Source organism: Peribacillus sp. N1 (assembly GCF_054600815.1).
In genome coordinates this window covers 313,753-328,613 of sequence record NZ_BAAHZO010000005.1, presented here as the reverse complement: position 1 = coordinate 328,613, position 14,861 = coordinate 313,753, and the positions used below count along the sequence as shown (strand labels likewise).

At 40.8% G+C, this 14,861-nt stretch carries 15 protein-coding genes and 1 pseudogene; 15 read left to right on the top strand and 1 reads right to left on the bottom strand.

The features are described from left to right. Positions 1 to 75 precede the first annotated feature (75 nt). From ACYP5M_RS20105 to ACYP5M_RS20045, 13 genes are all read left to right on the top strand, one after another. Complete coding sequence (locus ACYP5M_RS20105; protein WP_459735442.1) at positions 76 to 1,044, top strand: M14 family zinc carboxypeptidase; 969 nt, start codon at positions 76 to 78, stop codon at positions 1,042 to 1,044. Between the two features lie 48 nt (positions 1,045 to 1,092). After that, positions 1,093 to 1,413: a DUF3889 domain-containing protein gene (locus ACYP5M_RS20100; protein ID WP_101224319.1), complete on the top strand. Its 321-nt coding sequence runs from the start codon at positions 1,093 to 1,095 to the stop codon at positions 1,411 to 1,413. A gap of 238 nt (positions 1,414 to 1,651) precedes the next feature. Beyond that, positions 1,652 to 2,533: a radical SAM/SPASM domain-containing protein gene (locus ACYP5M_RS20095; RefSeq protein ID WP_101224318.1), complete on the top strand. Its 882-nt coding sequence runs from the start codon at positions 1,652 to 1,654 to the stop codon at positions 2,531 to 2,533. A gap of 466 nt (positions 2,534 to 2,999) precedes the next feature. Next, the gene (locus ACYP5M_RS20090) at positions 3,000 to 3,842 is read left to right on the top strand and encodes a MurR/RpiR family transcriptional regulator (RefSeq protein WP_101224317.1); all 843 of its coding nucleotides are present in this window, start codon (positions 3,000 to 3,002) and stop codon (positions 3,840 to 3,842) included. Between the two features lie 63 nt (positions 3,843 to 3,905). Beyond that, positions 3,906 to 5,060, top strand: coding sequence for a M20 peptidase aminoacylase family protein (locus tag ACYP5M_RS20085; RefSeq protein ID WP_459735441.1), 1,155 nt, complete (start codon positions 3,906 to 3,908; stop codon positions 5,058 to 5,060). After that, a complete protein-coding gene (locus ACYP5M_RS20080; RefSeq protein WP_452444761.1) occupies positions 5,053 to 5,847 on the top strand; it encodes a GNAT family N-acetyltransferase in 795 nt (264 codons plus the stop codon). Before ACYP5M_RS20085 ends, ACYP5M_RS20080 begins: the two co-directional genes overlap by 8 nt. Before the next feature lie 13 nt (positions 5,848 to 5,860). Beyond that, on the top strand, positions 5,861 to 6,973 hold the full coding sequence (gene menC / locus ACYP5M_RS20075) for an o-succinylbenzoate synthase (RefSeq protein ID WP_459735440.1): 1,113 nt from the start codon (positions 5,861 to 5,863) through the stop codon (positions 6,971 to 6,973). Positions 6,974 to 7,124: 151 nt separating this feature from the next. After that, positions 7,125 to 8,204: a YkvI family membrane protein gene (locus ACYP5M_RS20070; RefSeq protein WP_101224314.1), complete on the top strand. Its 1,080-nt coding sequence runs from the start codon at positions 7,125 to 7,127 to the stop codon at positions 8,202 to 8,204. Between the two features lie 162 nt (positions 8,205 to 8,366). Beyond that, complete coding sequence (locus tag ACYP5M_RS20065; protein WP_101224313.1) at positions 8,367 to 9,782, top strand: SpoVR family protein; 1,416 nt, start codon at positions 8,367 to 8,369, stop codon at positions 9,780 to 9,782. A gap of 166 nt (positions 9,783 to 9,948) precedes the next feature. Beyond that, positions 9,949 to 10,434, top strand: coding sequence for an arsinothricin resistance N-acetyltransferase ArsN1 family A (locus ACYP5M_RS20060; protein ID WP_434168723.1), 486 nt, complete (start codon positions 9,949 to 9,951; stop codon positions 10,432 to 10,434). A gap of 24 nt (positions 10,435 to 10,458) precedes the next feature. Continuing rightward, positions 10,459 to 10,656, top strand: coding sequence for a hypothetical protein (locus ACYP5M_RS20055; protein ID WP_434168724.1), 198 nt, complete (start codon positions 10,459 to 10,461; stop codon positions 10,654 to 10,656). Positions 10,657 to 10,728: 72 nt separating this feature from the next. Beyond that, positions 10,729 to 11,184, top strand: a complete 456-nt coding sequence (locus ACYP5M_RS20050) for a MarR family winged helix-turn-helix transcriptional regulator (protein ID WP_459735439.1) — start codon at positions 10,729 to 10,731, stop codon at positions 11,182 to 11,184. A 55-nt stretch (positions 11,185 to 11,239) separates the two neighbouring features. Further along, positions 11,240 to 12,613 carry an FAD-dependent oxidoreductase gene (locus tag ACYP5M_RS20045; RefSeq protein ID WP_459735482.1) on the top strand — a complete coding sequence of 458 codons (1,374 nt, stop codon included), beginning with the start codon at positions 11,240 to 11,242 and terminating at the stop codon, positions 12,611 to 12,613. Positions 12,614 to 12,729: 116 nt separating this feature from the next. On the opposite strand, the pseudogene ACYP5M_RS20040 reads toward ACYP5M_RS20045, so the two are convergent. After that, a pseudogene (locus ACYP5M_RS20040) lies at positions 12,730 to 12,942 on the bottom strand (DUF1259 domain-containing protein); the annotation flags it as partial. 231 nt (positions 12,943 to 13,173) lie between these two features. Between ACYP5M_RS20040 and ACYP5M_RS20035 the strand changes: the two are divergent. Together ACYP5M_RS20035 and ACYP5M_RS20030 are read left to right on the top strand one after the other, a co-directional pair. Beyond that, a complete protein-coding gene (locus tag ACYP5M_RS20035; RefSeq protein WP_101224312.1) occupies positions 13,174 to 13,515 on the top strand; it encodes an ArsR/SmtB family transcription factor in 342 nt (113 codons plus the stop codon). Between the two features lie 18 nt (positions 13,516 to 13,533). Beyond that, positions 13,534 to 14,832, top strand: coding sequence for an arsenic transporter (locus ACYP5M_RS20030; RefSeq protein ID WP_434168728.1), 1,299 nt, complete (start codon positions 13,534 to 13,536; stop codon positions 14,830 to 14,832). Positions 14,833 to 14,861 lie beyond the last annotated feature (29 nt).

Sequence of the window (14,861 nt, the reverse complement as noted above, 5' to 3'; positions counted from 1 at the left end):
TTCCTTACAATAAGTGGCGATGTATTTGGAACGCGGTTGTTGCTTTTTACCTGAATAAAAATAAAAGGTGAGTACATGAGAAAAATAATGGTAATTGGAATACTGGTGCTTCTTTTTTTCCCTGAACCATCGCTGGCGGCAAAAGTGTATTCCCCAGAACAGATGGAAATGGATCTGCAAGGAATCCAAAAGCAGTATGAATTGGACGTTCAAATTATCGGACAAACTGAAAAGGGGAAAAATATAAAGGCAGTCAGGTTAGGTAAAGGAAAAAGATCGATTTTGCTGGTGGGATCACATCATGGACGGGAATGGCTCAGCTCCAAACTTTTAATGCGCATGCTTGAAGAATATGCAGCCGCATATCGAGCGGGCAAACCTGTTGGAGAATATCGGACGGAATCATTGGATGAGGTGAGCATCTGGTTCATCCCGATGCTGAATCCGGATGGCGTCAGCATCCAGCAAGGAGATTTCTCCAACTTAAATGTTCTTGAAAAGGCTGCGGTATGGAAAATGAACCGATATAGCAGGAATTGGTCCCGGTGGAAAGCCAACGCTAATGGCATTGATTTAAATAGGCAGTATCCTGCTGGATGGAAAGAAGTCATGAGTCATGAAACAAAACCGACGTATCAATTTTATAAGGGCCGACAACCACTTGAAGCAGCTGAAGTTATAGCGCTTACGGATTTCACGAAAAAGATCGATCCCCTTATTGCCGTTTCCTATCATACCTCAGGACGGGAAATCTTTTGGCATTACAATAATAAACGGAAAAATATGGCGAGGGATTATGGCATTGCGAAAAAGACTGCCGAATTGACTGGATATGAACTGACCTTTCCGGACAAAGAAGCGGTAGGAAGCGGATATACGGATTGGTTCATAACTGAATTCCGCCGCCCGGGAATGACGATTGAACTTAGTTATTTAGTGGATGAAACCAATCCGCCATTGACTGTGTTTCCTGAGGAGTGGGAGAGGAATCGATTAGTTGGAATCATGCTTGTAAAAGAAGCAAAGCAGCTGCATAACAACTGAACAATTTTACATAATAATTCTAATCGGAAAGTATGAGGAGGAAAGATTTTGAAGAAAGTCATCGTGATGCTAATGGGTATTTTTTTGATTATGCAAGCAGGGGCCATTTCAGCACAAGCCCAAAAACCCGATTACGAAAAATACGGAAAGATTGCGATTACAATAGTTCAGGCAGATTATCCTGAAGTTGAGATTACCGATTACGAATATAAGGGCAGAAAAACAGTAGCGAAAAATCTAGTCGAAGACGATTTCAAATTTTTGGTCGAGAATAAAGGTCAGAAGTTCAATGTCATCGTGACTGTACAACATGATTTGAAAAATGAAAAATTACTTAGTTTGAAGGTCACGGAACAAAAAGGAAAGTGAGATCGGAACAACCGGAAAACTTAAGGGATGCATTACAGAACATCTTCACCTCGAGAAGATGTTTTTTTCTGATTTTGTTTAAGGTTGTCCGGGAAATGGTGGATTTCGGATTAGCTGCCAGTGGGGAATGATGGCAGCCGTTCAGCTTCCATGAAGTTTTCATTGCATTTAGGAGCAGCTAACAAGTATAGTTAGTATCAGAATGAAACAATAAGCTTGATTGTAGGGGTATTAGAAAATGAGAAAGTTTAAGAAAGTTTATGTGGAAATTACGAATATATGTAATTTGAAGTGTAATTTTTGTCCAAGCTCCAGTCTGCAAAGGACCCTGAAATTCATGGATCCTGAAGGGTTTACGGATGTTATCAAGAAAATCAAACCACACACCGATCATATTTATTTTCATCTGATGGGTGAACCGTTTTTAAATAAAAATTTGGGTACATTCCTGGATATCAGTGCTGAAAATGACCTGAAGGTTAATATTACAACGAACGGTACTTTGATTCAAAAGGTCAAAGACAAGCTGCTCTCCAAAAAAGCCCTTCGGCAGGTGAATATTTCACTTCATAGCTTTGAGGCAAACGATACGAGCAATAGTCTTGACTCTTATGTCAGTAATATTGCCGATTTTATTAATGAAGCAAATGAAAAAAGCGAAGTGATTTGTGCCATTCGTTTATGGAATATGGATACGGATGAATTAAAAGCGAGTAATGGCCTGAACGATGATATTCTGAGCATGCTGGAGGAGAAGCTTTCATTGGACATTCGCTTAAGTGAAGCTCTTCAGCAAAAGAATAATATAAAGTTGAGGGACAGGGTTTATATAAACATGGCCGAAAAATTCGAGTGGCCGGAATTGGACCGTGACATTATCGATGAAAATATTTTCTGCTATGCCCTTAGAGATCAATTAGGCATCTTGGTGGATGGTACAGTCGTACCTTGTTGCTTGGATAGTGAAGGCAAAATACCGCTGGGAAATATATTCGAAACATCACTTGAAGACATTTTAAATGGTGAACGGGCGAAAAATATGTATGATGGTTTTTCAAGAAGATGTGCAGTTGAAGAATTATGCAAACGATGTGGCTATGCAAAGCGTCATAAAAAATAAATGAAGGAAAACCACCAGTACATTTCGTGGTTTCAGACTGTAGACAAACTCGATGAAAACTCAGTTTGCCTACAGTTTTTTATTTTAAAATGTTCAGTTGATTTCAGAAATCCGCTCCCTTTCCGCCGACTGTCTTGGGCCGTTGACGCAGTTTATCGACCTAAACCACACCGTATTCGACCGTTGAGGCACAGTATTCGACCTACCCCGCACTGTATTCGGCCGTTAAGTTCACCTCACTATTCGGACTATGAACCCCATTTTGCCGCCAAACTGAAACCACGGAGTCCATCTCCGTGGTTTTTTTGTGCTTGAAGCATTTCCTTCCTTTTTATTAAAAATTCAGAATATTATTGTTTTATTAAAAGTCCTGTGATAAAATACTCTCTATTATTGTTGAAGCGAAAACTTCATATTGTCATATAAAAAGTTTTGGATTCATATCTTGTTTCAGAGGGGATGTTTTATGGATTTACAGCAAAAAGTTAAAGAAGTATTCCCTGGTTTATCTACTGGTCAAAAAAAGGTAGCAAAATACTTGTTAGTGCATTCACATACATTTGCAGTCACTTCAGCTCAAAAGCTCGGAAAGGATATTGGGGTGAGTGAAACGACCATCATCCGCTTTTGCTATTCATTAGGGTTAAGTGGATATGCTGAGCTTCAAAAGCTTATTCGCAATCAGTTGATATACGAGAGCAGCAGTTTGAATGAATATCATTCTTCAAAACTTGAAGCCGCGAGTCAGCCAAACTTCATGGCTCAGGTGATGGGGCAGGATATCATCAGCATCGAAAAGACAATGAAAAATTTATCAAATGAAGATTTCTCCAAAACAGTCGATAAATTGGCGGCAGCTGACAATGTTTTAATATCCGGACACCGTTTATCATTTTCGGCAGCACATTGGTTAACCTTTACGCTTAGGCTTGTTAGGGAAGAGGTTCATTTATATCGCCCTGATACTGATGATATATTTTTACTGTTGAATAAAATGACTGAAAATTCCGTTTTTGTGGCCATTTCATTTCACCGCTATGTTAAAGAGACTGTGAAAATAACGGAAATGGCCAAAAAAGCGGGTGCATTTGTAATTGGGGTTACGGATTCCGAACTGGCTCCGATTGCTGAATACACTGACATTTTACTGCCCATTTCAACACCAAGGACTTCCACGATCGATACCGCACCGGTTTTATTCTCATTATTGAATAGTTTAGTAGCTGGTGTATCGATTAAGGACGAACAGGGTTTCAAAGAAAGAAAAGCTATATATGATGCGTTCAATCAAGACGATTATTTCTTTTGAGGTAAAACTTCCACCAGTTTGGGGAACAAGCCGATTAAACCGGGATACAAGGGGGAGACAGAAATGGATATCACACAATCTATCGAAAAATTAAGGCCGCGTATACTCGATATTTTTGACCATTTACACGCAAATCCTGAAACGAGTTGGAATGAAGTGAATACGACAGCTTTCATTTCAAATATTTTAACGGAGAATCAGTGTACGGTGAAAACATTCGAGGACTGTACAGGAGTGATTGGGGAAATCGGGGATGGGAATTTTACGGTCGGGTTACGATCGGATATCGATGCACTTTGGCAGGAGGTGCATGGCATGTTTCAAGCCAATCATTCGTGTGGACACGATGGTCATATGACCTTGGCACTTGGAGTATTCCTGGTATTGAGGGAAATGGACTTTCATCCTAGCGGGAAGCTGAAGTTCATTTTTCAACCTGCCGAAGAAAAAGGTACGGGCGCCTTGAAGATGATTGAAGAAAAGGTATTGGATGATGTCGATTTCCTTTATGGAGTGCACTTAAGACCGGTTGAGGAAGTGAAGGATGGGCAAGCGGCGCCAGCCATTGTGCATGGAGCCGCTCAGTTTATTAAAGGTGAAATAGCGGGAACTGATGCGCATGGAGCCAGACCGCATCAAGGACAAAATGCCATCGAGATAGGAGCGGCATTCATCACTTTGTTAAATGGTATCCATCTCAATCCGTCGATCCCTTATTCCGTAAAAATGACGCAGTTTTTTGCTGGCGGCGAAAGTTCCAATATCATCCCGGGGAGAGCCACTTTTTCCTTGGATTTAAGGGCACAGGATAATGCAGTGATGGAAGAGCTCACCAAAAAGGTGGAAAAGGTTGCAGAATCTTTGGCCATTGTCCATGGAGTCGAAATGAAACTCGAACCGGGAACCTGTGTTGCTGCAGCAACCGTGAACGATCAAGCCCAGGAAATAATGTCTGAAGCGATAGCCGATACACTCGGGGAAAAAAATCTGGTAGCTCCTGTCATTACAACCGGGGGAGAGGATTTTCATTTTTATACGTTGAAAAGACCTGAACTCAAAGCGACGATGCTTGGATTGGGCTGTGATTTGGCACCAGGGCTCCATCATCCGAACATGACTTTCAACAAAGATGCTTTGTTATCGGGAATTGAAATCCTGGTCAAAGCCATCATACTGACTTTCGAGAAATATGGGGATGGGGGCCACTTACATGACTGATGAATTAATTGTTAAATCCCTATCCACATTAGAGGATTTACAAGAGGTGCAGCGACTGGAAGCCCTCGTATGGGGTATGGATTGCGTTCCCATCCATCAGACGATTACGGCAGTCAAAAACGGCGGGCTTGTTTTAGGCGGCTATATCAATGGCCAGTTAGTCGGGTTTCAATACAGTTTCCCGGGATTCAAAGACGGAAGGGTATATCTTTGTTCACATATGTTAGCCATCCATCCGGACCATCAAAAGAAGGGCTACGGCAGATTACTTAAACTTGCACAAAAAGAAGAAGCACTAAAAAAAGGCTACGACTTGATCACATGGACGTATGATCCATTGGAAAGTGTGAATGCAAACTTGAATATCGGTAAGCTAAAAGCTGTTTGCTCTACATATATGGAAGATTGTTATGGAAATATGAAGGATACCCTCAATGAAGGACTGTCCACAGATCGATTCATGGTGGAATGGAATATACGGCAGGAAGCAAAGGAAGAGACTCCGCTTCCTGATGAAGCCGTACACCTCGTAACGACAGCAATGAATGACCAAGGCTTTCCTTACATCAAGGATTATCATTTCGAAACCAATGCCGAGGTGATTGCCATACCCATTCCGACAGATATTCAACAAATCAAAAAAGCTGATCTTCGCCTTGCGATTGATTGGCGGTTAAAAACCGGTGAATTATTCAAAGCCTTTTTTGCCAAAGGATATGTTGCAGCCGGGATCGAACGGGAAAAAGGTAAAAACATTCAAAACTATTTATTAAAAATACAAGAATAAGAGGGGATTCGGGATGAAAATAACAGAAGTGCGTTTACGTCATTTAAATATGGATTTGGTAGCTCCCTTTACAACAAGCTTTGGAACGTTTGTGGATAAGGAGTTCATTCTTGTGGAAGTGAAAAATGGAGAAGGGCTTTCGGGCTGGGCTGAATCTGTGGCGTTTTCAGCACCTTGGTATAACGAAGAAACCATAAAAACCAATTGGACCATGCTGGAGGATTTCCTGATTCCGCTTGTATTGGATAAAGAAATAGAGCATCCTCGTGATGTATCGGATATGTTCTCGCATATTCGTAAAAATAATATGGCAAAATCGGCAATCGAGGGAGCCATCTGGGATTTATATGCGAAAGAAAAGAATATTCCATTAAGTATTGCTTTAGGCGGAAAACTGGAAAAAATCGATGTTGGAATCAGCATCGGCATCCAAAAAACGGTATCTGAATTACTGGCGAAGATAGAAGCTGGATTGAGGGATGGGTATAAAAGAATCAAAATTAAAATACAACCAGGATGGGATGTAGATGTAATAAGGGAAGTACGAAATCGTTATCCTGATGTTCCGATCATGGCAGATGCAAACTCCGCTTACCGGCTGAAAGACATCGAATTACTGAAACAACTTGATCAATTTGATTTAATGATGATCGAGCAGCCCTTGTCATCAGATGATATTGTCGATCATGCCACATTACAAGCGGAAATCAAAACACCGATTTGCTTGGATGAAAGTATACATTCCGTCGAAGATGCAAGAAAAGCCCTTGAATTGGGAAGCTGTAAAATCATTAATATTAAGATCGGCAGGGTTGGCGGTTTAACGGAAGCAATGAAAATACATGAATTATGTAAAGAAAGGAACGTACCGGTTTGGTGTGGAGGCATGTTGGAATCTGGTGTCGGGCGTGCTCATAATATCGCTTTGACAACACTTGATAACTTCACGATGCCTGGTGATACGGCAGCATCCGCGAATTATTGGCACAAAGACATCATCCAACCAGAGGTTACAGTGGAAGATGGTGTCATAACCGTCCCAAAGGCGGCAGGCATTGGCTATGAAGTCGATTATGCTGCGATCGATGAATTCACTTCCTATAGTAAAAGATATCCTAATAAATAAGAGTAAGAATAAAAGAACTCCCGGCTTCATGGACATCGGCCCGTTAACTTGAAGCTGGGAGGCTATTAAAGAACAGGATCATGATGAAGGGGAAGATATTTCTTTTAACTTAAATTGTCAGAATAATCATATAATTAGGGTGGTATTTGATATGAAAAATAGTATAAATCTTGCAGGAGCATATATTGGAATCATCATTGGAGCAGGTTTCGCTTCAGGACAAGAAGTATTACAGTTCTTCACGAGTTTTGGAATCTACAGTGTATTGGGAATTGTGGTGGCGACAGCTTTATTCGCGTTTTTAGGCATGCAAGTTACCCAGCTGGGGAGCACTCTCCAAACACGCTCCCATAAAAGCATCATCGATCATATTTGTGGCCGCTATATAGGCAGGGTGGTCGATATTATCATCACATTTTTCTTGTTTGGCGTTACAGTCATCATGATTGCCGGTTCCGGAACGATTTTTGAGGAACAATTCGGGATTCCAAGCATTGTCGGTGCAATCGTCATGACGGTGCTCACGATTGGTACGCTTTTACTTAATGTTAATAAAATAATGTCCATCATTAGTGCCGTCACACCGTTTTTATTTGTTATCATGATCATTATTTCAGGTTATTCATTTTTTACATCCGATCTAAGTTTCAATCAAATCATTTCATCTTCAAGTAAAGGAACGGCTGCAACCGGGAATTGGATGATGGGTTCATTACTTTATGTTTCATATAATATGACTGCCGGAATAGCCATGCTAGCCGTAATGGGAGGGACCTTCAAGAATAAGAAAGAGGCTGGTATGGGAGGAATTCTAGGAGGGATCGGTTTAGGGATCCTGCTATTCTTGATCAATTTGGGGATGATGTCCGACTTGAAGGGCATAGAAGGCTCAGGAATGCCTACCCTTCATTTAGCGAATCAGATTTCTCCATGGTTGGGATATATCCTATCAATCATCCTTTTAGGAATGATTTATAATACCGCTGTCGGGATGCTGTATGCGTTCACCGCCAGGTTGGTACCTGCCGAAACGAAACGCTTTAAAATATCCGTGATTATAGTCGGCATCCTCGCTTTCCTTGCAAGTTTCGTTGGCTTTATTAAATTGGTTGGGACGGTATACCCTGTCACAGGATACTTAGGTTTTGTCATCATTGCAGCGCTCATCATTTCCTGGATCCGTTCAAGAACGAAAAAAGAGGCTGTGAATACGGAATTCGCGAAATTTTAATTTCAAAGGGATTAAGTGCAGAACTGCACGAAACTTTTGGCCTGACATCTTCTATATGGAGGTGTTTTTTTTCTGTTATCGAGGACCTTTCTCATGATCACGGCATTTTTCCTCCTTTTTTTCATACATTAGTTTAAAGGCGAAAGACAAGGGGGATATCGGATGAATGAAGCGGAGCAAAAGGCTCTGGAATATGCCATTAGTGAAATTACCGAAATAGCAACAGGGTTCGGGTTGGATTTTTACCCGATGCGTTATGAAATTTGCCCTTCAGAAATCATTTATACATTTGGTGCCTATGGGATGCCTACCCGTTTTTCTCATTGGAGCTTTGGGAAGCAATTTCATAAAATGAAGCTGCAGTACGACTTTGGATTAAGTAAGATCTATGAACTGGTCATTAACTCTGATCCTTGTTACGCTTTTCTGCTGGACTCCAATTCACTTGTACAAAATAAATTGATTGTTGCCCACGTTTTGGCGCATTGTGATTTCTTTAAGAATAATATACGTTTCAATAATACTAAGAGAGATATGGTAGAAAGTATGTCGGCAACTGCAGAAAGAATCCGTGAATATGAAATCCTGCATGGCAAAAAGGAAGTGGAAACCTTCCTTGATGCACTTTTAGCCATTGAAGAACATATCGATCCGTCGCTGATGAGACCAAAGCTTGCCTGGACGATGGAGGATGAGGAAGAAGAAGAGGAAATAAAACCGACAGCCACACAATATGATGATTTATGGGACCTTGATAATAAAGATAAACCGAAGAAATCCAACATTAAAAAAAGAAAAAAATTCCCGCCAAGGCCTGAAAAGGATATTATGCTTTTCATAGAACAGTACAGCAGGGATTTAACCGATTGGCAACGGGATATCATGACGATGATCAGGGAAGAGATGCTGTATTTCTGGCCGCAGCTGGAAACGAAAATCATGAACGAAGGCTGGGCATCCTACTGGCATCAGCGCATAATCCGTGAATTGGATCTATCCTCAGGGGAAGCCATTGAATTCGCGAAACTGAACGCAGGGGTCGTTCAGCCATCACGGACCAGTATCAATCCTTATTATCTCGGCTTGAAAGTGCTTGAAGATATTGAAGAACGCTATGATAATCCAACCGAAGAAATGATCAGGCTGGGCGTCAAGCCTGGATCTGGCCGGGAAAAGATGTTCGAAGTCAGGGAAATCGAATCTGATATTTCCTTTCTCCGCAATTATTTGACGAAAGATCTGGTCATGCGGGAGGATATGTACTTATTCCAAAAGCAGGGCAAGGATTATAAAATCGTCGATAAGGCATGGGAACATGTTCGTGATCAACTCGTCAGTATGAGGGTTAACGGCGGTTTCCCCTATATCACAGTAAATGATGGGGACTTCATGCGCAATGGGGAACTTTATCTAAAGCATTGGTATGAAGATATTGAACTGGATCTGAAATATCTCGAAAAAGTCATGCCATATATCTATCAGCTCTGGGGCCGCCCCGTGCATATGGAATCAGTCATGGAAGGAAAAGAAGTCCTGTTTTCCTATGATGGAAAAGGTATTCACCGGAAATATTTATAAAGCTGAAAAAACTGCCGGTCACTCGGCAGTTTTCTTGTTTCAAGCTCTATTATTCGTTAAGGCTACTTTGCATAAAATTTATAATACTTGTAATTTGCAACTATTAATGTTATAAATCAACTATAGAATATTTAAAAACTCATGTGGCAAATGAAGGGGGAAAGATATGATAATTCGGGAAGCGATCGAAACAGACATGGGCTCGGTCAAAGAAATTTATAATCAAGGGATTGAGGATAGAATTGCCACGTTAGAAACGGAACTGAAGGACCAAGCCTACATGGAGGAGTGGTTCGCCAAACACAGCGGTCGATTTAAGGTAATTGTCGCTGAACAAGAAGGGGAAATAGTTGGATGGGCTTCCTTGAATCAATATAACAATCGTAGTGCTTATAATGGGGTTGCCGATTTATCCGTTTATATCTCAAGAGGTCATCGAGGAAAAGGAATTGGCGGTTTATTGCTGCAATCAATCGAAAAGCTCGCAATAGAAAATGACTTCAATAAAATTGTGTTATTCACATTTCCCTTTAACCAGATTGGTCAAGGATTGTACAAAAAACGGGGGTATCGCGAAGTGGGAGTGTTTAAGAACCAGGGAATTTTAGACGGGGAATTTGTCGATGTGATGGCTATGGAGAAATTACTTTAAACAATTAGGAAGGTAGGAGGGATTATGACAGTAAATCATTCAAGCGTATTGTCTGTTGGTTATTTTGATGCTTATTTCAAGCTGGTTTTAGCTTCTCGTGAACCTATGGTGGGAAAGGCAAAAGAATTCATTGAAACAAACTTTTTTAAAGGTGAAGCGTGTTATTATGGAGAGCAAACTCACCGAAATTTCATGGCAGCTTTTAATAAGCTAAAAGGATAAATGAAAAAATAGTTGAATCAAATAGTTGTAAATTGCAAATAACTAGCGTATAAATAAAGTGAGGTGACAGTAATGGAAAATGAAAACCTTAGAGGTCTCTTCCAACTCTTGACTAGGCGCTTTGGATTATTGAATAAAAATTGCTGCAGTGCAGATGGAATTGAAATTTCTCTCGTTCAAAGCCATATCCTGTATGAAATAAACCGACAAAACAACTCTTCCATCCAGCAAATTGCAGAAACATTGGGAACGGACATTACGACGTTCAGCCGACAAATCCAATCCTTAATAAAATTGAATTTAGTCACAAAAACACAAGATGCCCAAGATCGGAGAATTTCTATTCTTTCTCTGACCGATAAAGGAATGAAGGTCAATCAATTAGTCGATCAGCAAATGAATGATTACTTGAATGAAATCTTCAAGACAATGAATGAGTTTGAAAAGGAATCCGTCGTGCGTTCGCTGAAATTGCTTAATGATAAAATGCTGAAGTCTTCCGTATGCTGTACTACTCCTTGGGGGTAGTATAATTTTCAATAATACTTGCAATTTACAACTTTTAATATAGGAGGGAATAATGATGGATCAATTTGATAAAACAGGATTGCCGGTAGCCATTATAGGCGGGGGTCCTGTAGGGCTTGCCGCTGCCGCTCACTTACTGAAAAAAGGAGAGAAGTTTATCGTATTGGAAGCGGGGGATTCGGTTGGTTCCAGCATGCTGGAGTGGGGACACGTCAGAATGTTTTCCCCATGGCAGTATAACATCGATCAAACAGCAAAGGAATTACTTGAGAAGTCTGGGTGGACTTCACCCAACCCAGAAGCCTTGCCAACAGGTCGCGAATTGGTGGAAGAATACCTTCTGCCGCTAAGTAACCTTCCGGAAATTAATGAAAACATCTTATTACAAGCAAAAGTAGTCGGTGTTGCCAAAAAGGCTCACGATAAATTGAAAACAGGAAAGCGGGACACGGTTCCCTTTCAACTCTATGTAGAAGTGAATGGTGACACAACAGTCATTGAAGCGAAGGCTGTTATTGATTCATCAGGTACTTGGAGCAATCCGAACCCTATCCTTTCCAATGGTATCTGGACGAATGCCGAGAGAAAATTACACAATCAAATCCACTATGGCATTCCAAACGTCGTCCAATTGGAAAATAGATATCAAAATAAATCGATCATGGTGATCGGGAGCGGACATTCTGCAATAAATGCCCTATTAGATCTCGCAACCTTACAGCATAAGTTTCCGGATACCAAGATCTACTGGGTTCTTCGTAAAAAACAAATCCATGAAGTGTACGGGGGACAAGAAAACGACGGCTTGGCCGCTCGTGGAGAATTGGGAGTTAGAATTCAACAATTAGTGGAGTCTGGGCGAATCAATATTCTCACCCCCTTTCATATAGACGGAGTGTATCCAACAAACGGCAAAATCACTGTGGTGGGGGAACTTGATGGAGAAAAAACCACAATCGGTGATATCGATGAAATCGTTGTGAGTACGGGTTTCAGACCTGATACATCCTTTTTAAATGAAATAAGGATAAACCTTGATTCAGCTGTGGAAAGCATAGATGCGCTTGCTCCGCTAATTGATCCCAATATTCATAGCTGCGGAACAGTGCGGCCTCATGGTGAACAGGAATTACGGCACCCTGAAAAGAATTTCTACATTGTTGGCATGAAGAGTTATGGAAGAGCACCTACATTCTTACTGGCGACAGGCTACGAACAAGTCCGTTCGGTAGTGGCTTATCTTACTGGCGATATAGAGGGAGCAAAAGAAGTACATTTGGAACTCCCTGAAACAGGAGTTTGCAGTGTGAACCTGACATCTAGCTCCTGCGACTCTGATACCCCAGCAACTGAAACTAAGGATGGTTCTTGCTGTGGCAGTCCCGTTCCAGTGAGATTGGAAATTAAAAATAAATCTTGTTGTAAATGAAATGAAAGACCAGCCTGAAGTCAGGCTGGTCTTTTTACATTATACTTTTTATTTCAAGATACACTATTAATTTATTTTCGGAGCTGATTTCAGCTACTGATTAAATTGTTTTCAAATTAACCTTTTAAAACTTTGAATGCTTCCCGAACTTTTCGAGCAAAATCCAGTGGTGGTTCGATTGATTCGAAATGCATATACATGGCTCTGGGGTTTTCAAACAACCAGTGATTATGAACTGCTGTTACAATAAGGTCCCTTTTTCTTAATTCTGTTAACAAAGGATTTACCTCGACTTGAAGTAGAACTGTTTCACCTAGGATTAGTGCATTTTTGCAAACAATTTATAAATAAATTTCCCGAACTTTGAATTCAATATTAACGAACAATCCTGCCCGTTAGTTCATCAAGAAAAGCAACAACACCCTATATGAATATCTTTTAAGCAGACTAACTTGCTGAATAGTTAATGCTTGATTAAATAAGACTATGCTTATACAATGATGAAGAATAATCACATAAGCATATACTTATTTACTTTGTGCTAGGAGGGATGAAAAGCTATGAATGAAGCGTTGGATTTGGAAACCACGGCAAACATTCTTAAATTACTAGGTGATAAAACCCGTTTGACCATGATTAAGATCATGGCTGAGCATGAATGCTGTGTCTGTGAATTTGTGGACCTATTCGAGATGAGCCAGCCCGCTATCAGCCAGCATTTACGAAAGTTGAAAGATAGCGGGATCGTGAATGAAGCGAGGAGGGGACAATGGGTTTTTTACTCGTTAAACCCGTCTTCTTCCCATTACACATTTATTCAGACGGTCATCAAGGACTTGCCAAGTCAAAACTTTAAATTAGAAAACTTAACAGCACAAGGAAAACGGATTTGTTGTGACTAACTAGGAGGTACTACTTCAGTGGGATCAGTTATTTTGGCAGTTATCATCTTTTTATTAACACTTCTTCTCGTCATCTGGCAGCCGAAGGGATTGTCAATCGGATGGTCAGCTTGTGGCGGTGCGGTTTTGGCCTTACTTGTTGGAGTGGTGGACTTTACTGATGTCATAGACGTGACATCGATAGTTTGGAACGCAACACTCGCCTTCATCGCGATCATCATCATCTCGCTTATTTTGGACGAAATAGGATTTTTTGAATGGGCAGCACTGCATATGGCGAGAGCCGCCAAGGGAAATGGAGTAAGGATGTTTGTCTATGTAAGTATCCTTGGTGCTCTTGTGGCTGCTTTTTTTGCGAATGACGGAGCCGCCCTTATCCTCACACCAATCGTATTAGCAATGGTTCGAGCCTTGAAATTTAGTGATAAAATGATTTTCCCTTTTATCATGGCAAGTGGGTTCATTGCTGATACAACCTCACTGCCTTTAGTGGTGAGTAATCTTGTAAACATTGTATCTGCAGACTTTTTCAATATCGGCTTTGCCGAGTTTGCTTCCAGAATGATCGTACCGGACATCTTTGCACTTATAGCAAGCATCTTGGTTTTATATTTATTTTTCCGAAAAAGCATACCGGAAAATTACGATGTATCACAGCTTAAAAAACCAGCGGAAGCCATTAAAGACCTAAGAATGTTTAGGCTTTCCGGGATAGTATTAGGAGTATTGCTGGTTGGTTATTTTACAAGTGAGTTTATTGGAGTACCTGTATCGATGATTGCAGGCATTGTTGCCATCTTCTTCCTCATGATGGCTAGAAGGAGTCCAGCGGTCAACACAAAAAACGTTATTAAAGGCGCACCATGGGCAATCGTCTTTTTCTCAATTGGTATGTATGTAGTGGTTTATAGCCTGCGAAATGTTGGCTTGACGAATGTATTAACGGATTTAATCCAAGTTACCGCCGATCAAGGATTATTTGTAGCAACGATCGGGATGGGCTTCATCGCCGCCATTCTGTCATCACTTATGAATAACATGCCGACCGTTATGATTGATGCCCTTGCCATTTCCGACACCCATACAACAGGCGCAATCAGGGAGGCCCTTATTTATGCAAATGTCATCGGTTCGGACTTGGGCCCGAAAATCACTCCTATCGGTTCTTTGGCTACGTTATTGTGGCTGCATGTCCTTTCATTAAAAGGCGTGAAAATCTCATGGGGAACTTATTTTAAAACGGGAATCATCTTAACCATCCCAACATTGTTCATCACATTGGCCGGCTTATATATATGGCTGCAAATCATTCATTAAACACTTACTACAAACAAAGGAGAGAAACA

Coding starts and splice junctions, on each gene's coding strand:
- ACYP5M_RS20105 (WP_459735442.1), top strand. CDS start 76: ATGAGAAAAATAATGGTAATTGGAATACTGGTGCTTCTTTTTTTCCCT.
- ACYP5M_RS20095 (WP_101224318.1), top strand. CDS start 1,652: ATGAGAAAGTTTAAGAAAGTTTATGTGGAAATTACGAATATATGTAAT.
- ACYP5M_RS20090 (WP_101224317.1), top strand. CDS start 3,000: ATGGATTTACAGCAAAAAGTTAAAGAAGTATTCCCTGGTTTATCTACT.
- ACYP5M_RS20085 (WP_459735441.1), top strand. CDS start 3,906: ATGGATATCACACAATCTATCGAAAAATTAAGGCCGCGTATACTCGAT.
- ACYP5M_RS20080 (WP_452444761.1), top strand. CDS start 5,053: ATGACTGATGAATTAATTGTTAAATCCCTATCCACATTAGAGGATTTA.
- menC (WP_459735440.1), top strand. CDS start 5,861: ATGAAAATAACAGAAGTGCGTTTACGTCATTTAAATATGGATTTGGTA.
- ACYP5M_RS20070 (WP_101224314.1), top strand. CDS start 7,125: ATGAAAAATAGTATAAATCTTGCAGGAGCATATATTGGAATCATCATT.
- ACYP5M_RS20065 (WP_101224313.1), top strand. CDS start 8,367: ATGAATGAAGCGGAGCAAAAGGCTCTGGAATATGCCATTAGTGAAATT.
- ACYP5M_RS20060 (WP_434168723.1), top strand. CDS start 9,949: ATGATAATTCGGGAAGCGATCGAAACAGACATGGGCTCGGTCAAAGAA.
- ACYP5M_RS20055 (WP_434168724.1), top strand. CDS start 10,459: ATGACAGTAAATCATTCAAGCGTATTGTCTGTTGGTTATTTTGATGCT.
- ACYP5M_RS20050 (WP_459735439.1), top strand. CDS start 10,729: ATGGAAAATGAAAACCTTAGAGGTCTCTTCCAACTCTTGACTAGGCGC.
- ACYP5M_RS20045 (WP_459735482.1), top strand. CDS start 11,240: ATGGATCAATTTGATAAAACAGGATTGCCGGTAGCCATTATAGGCGGG.
- ACYP5M_RS20035 (WP_101224312.1), top strand. CDS start 13,174: ATGAATGAAGCGTTGGATTTGGAAACCACGGCAAACATTCTTAAATTA.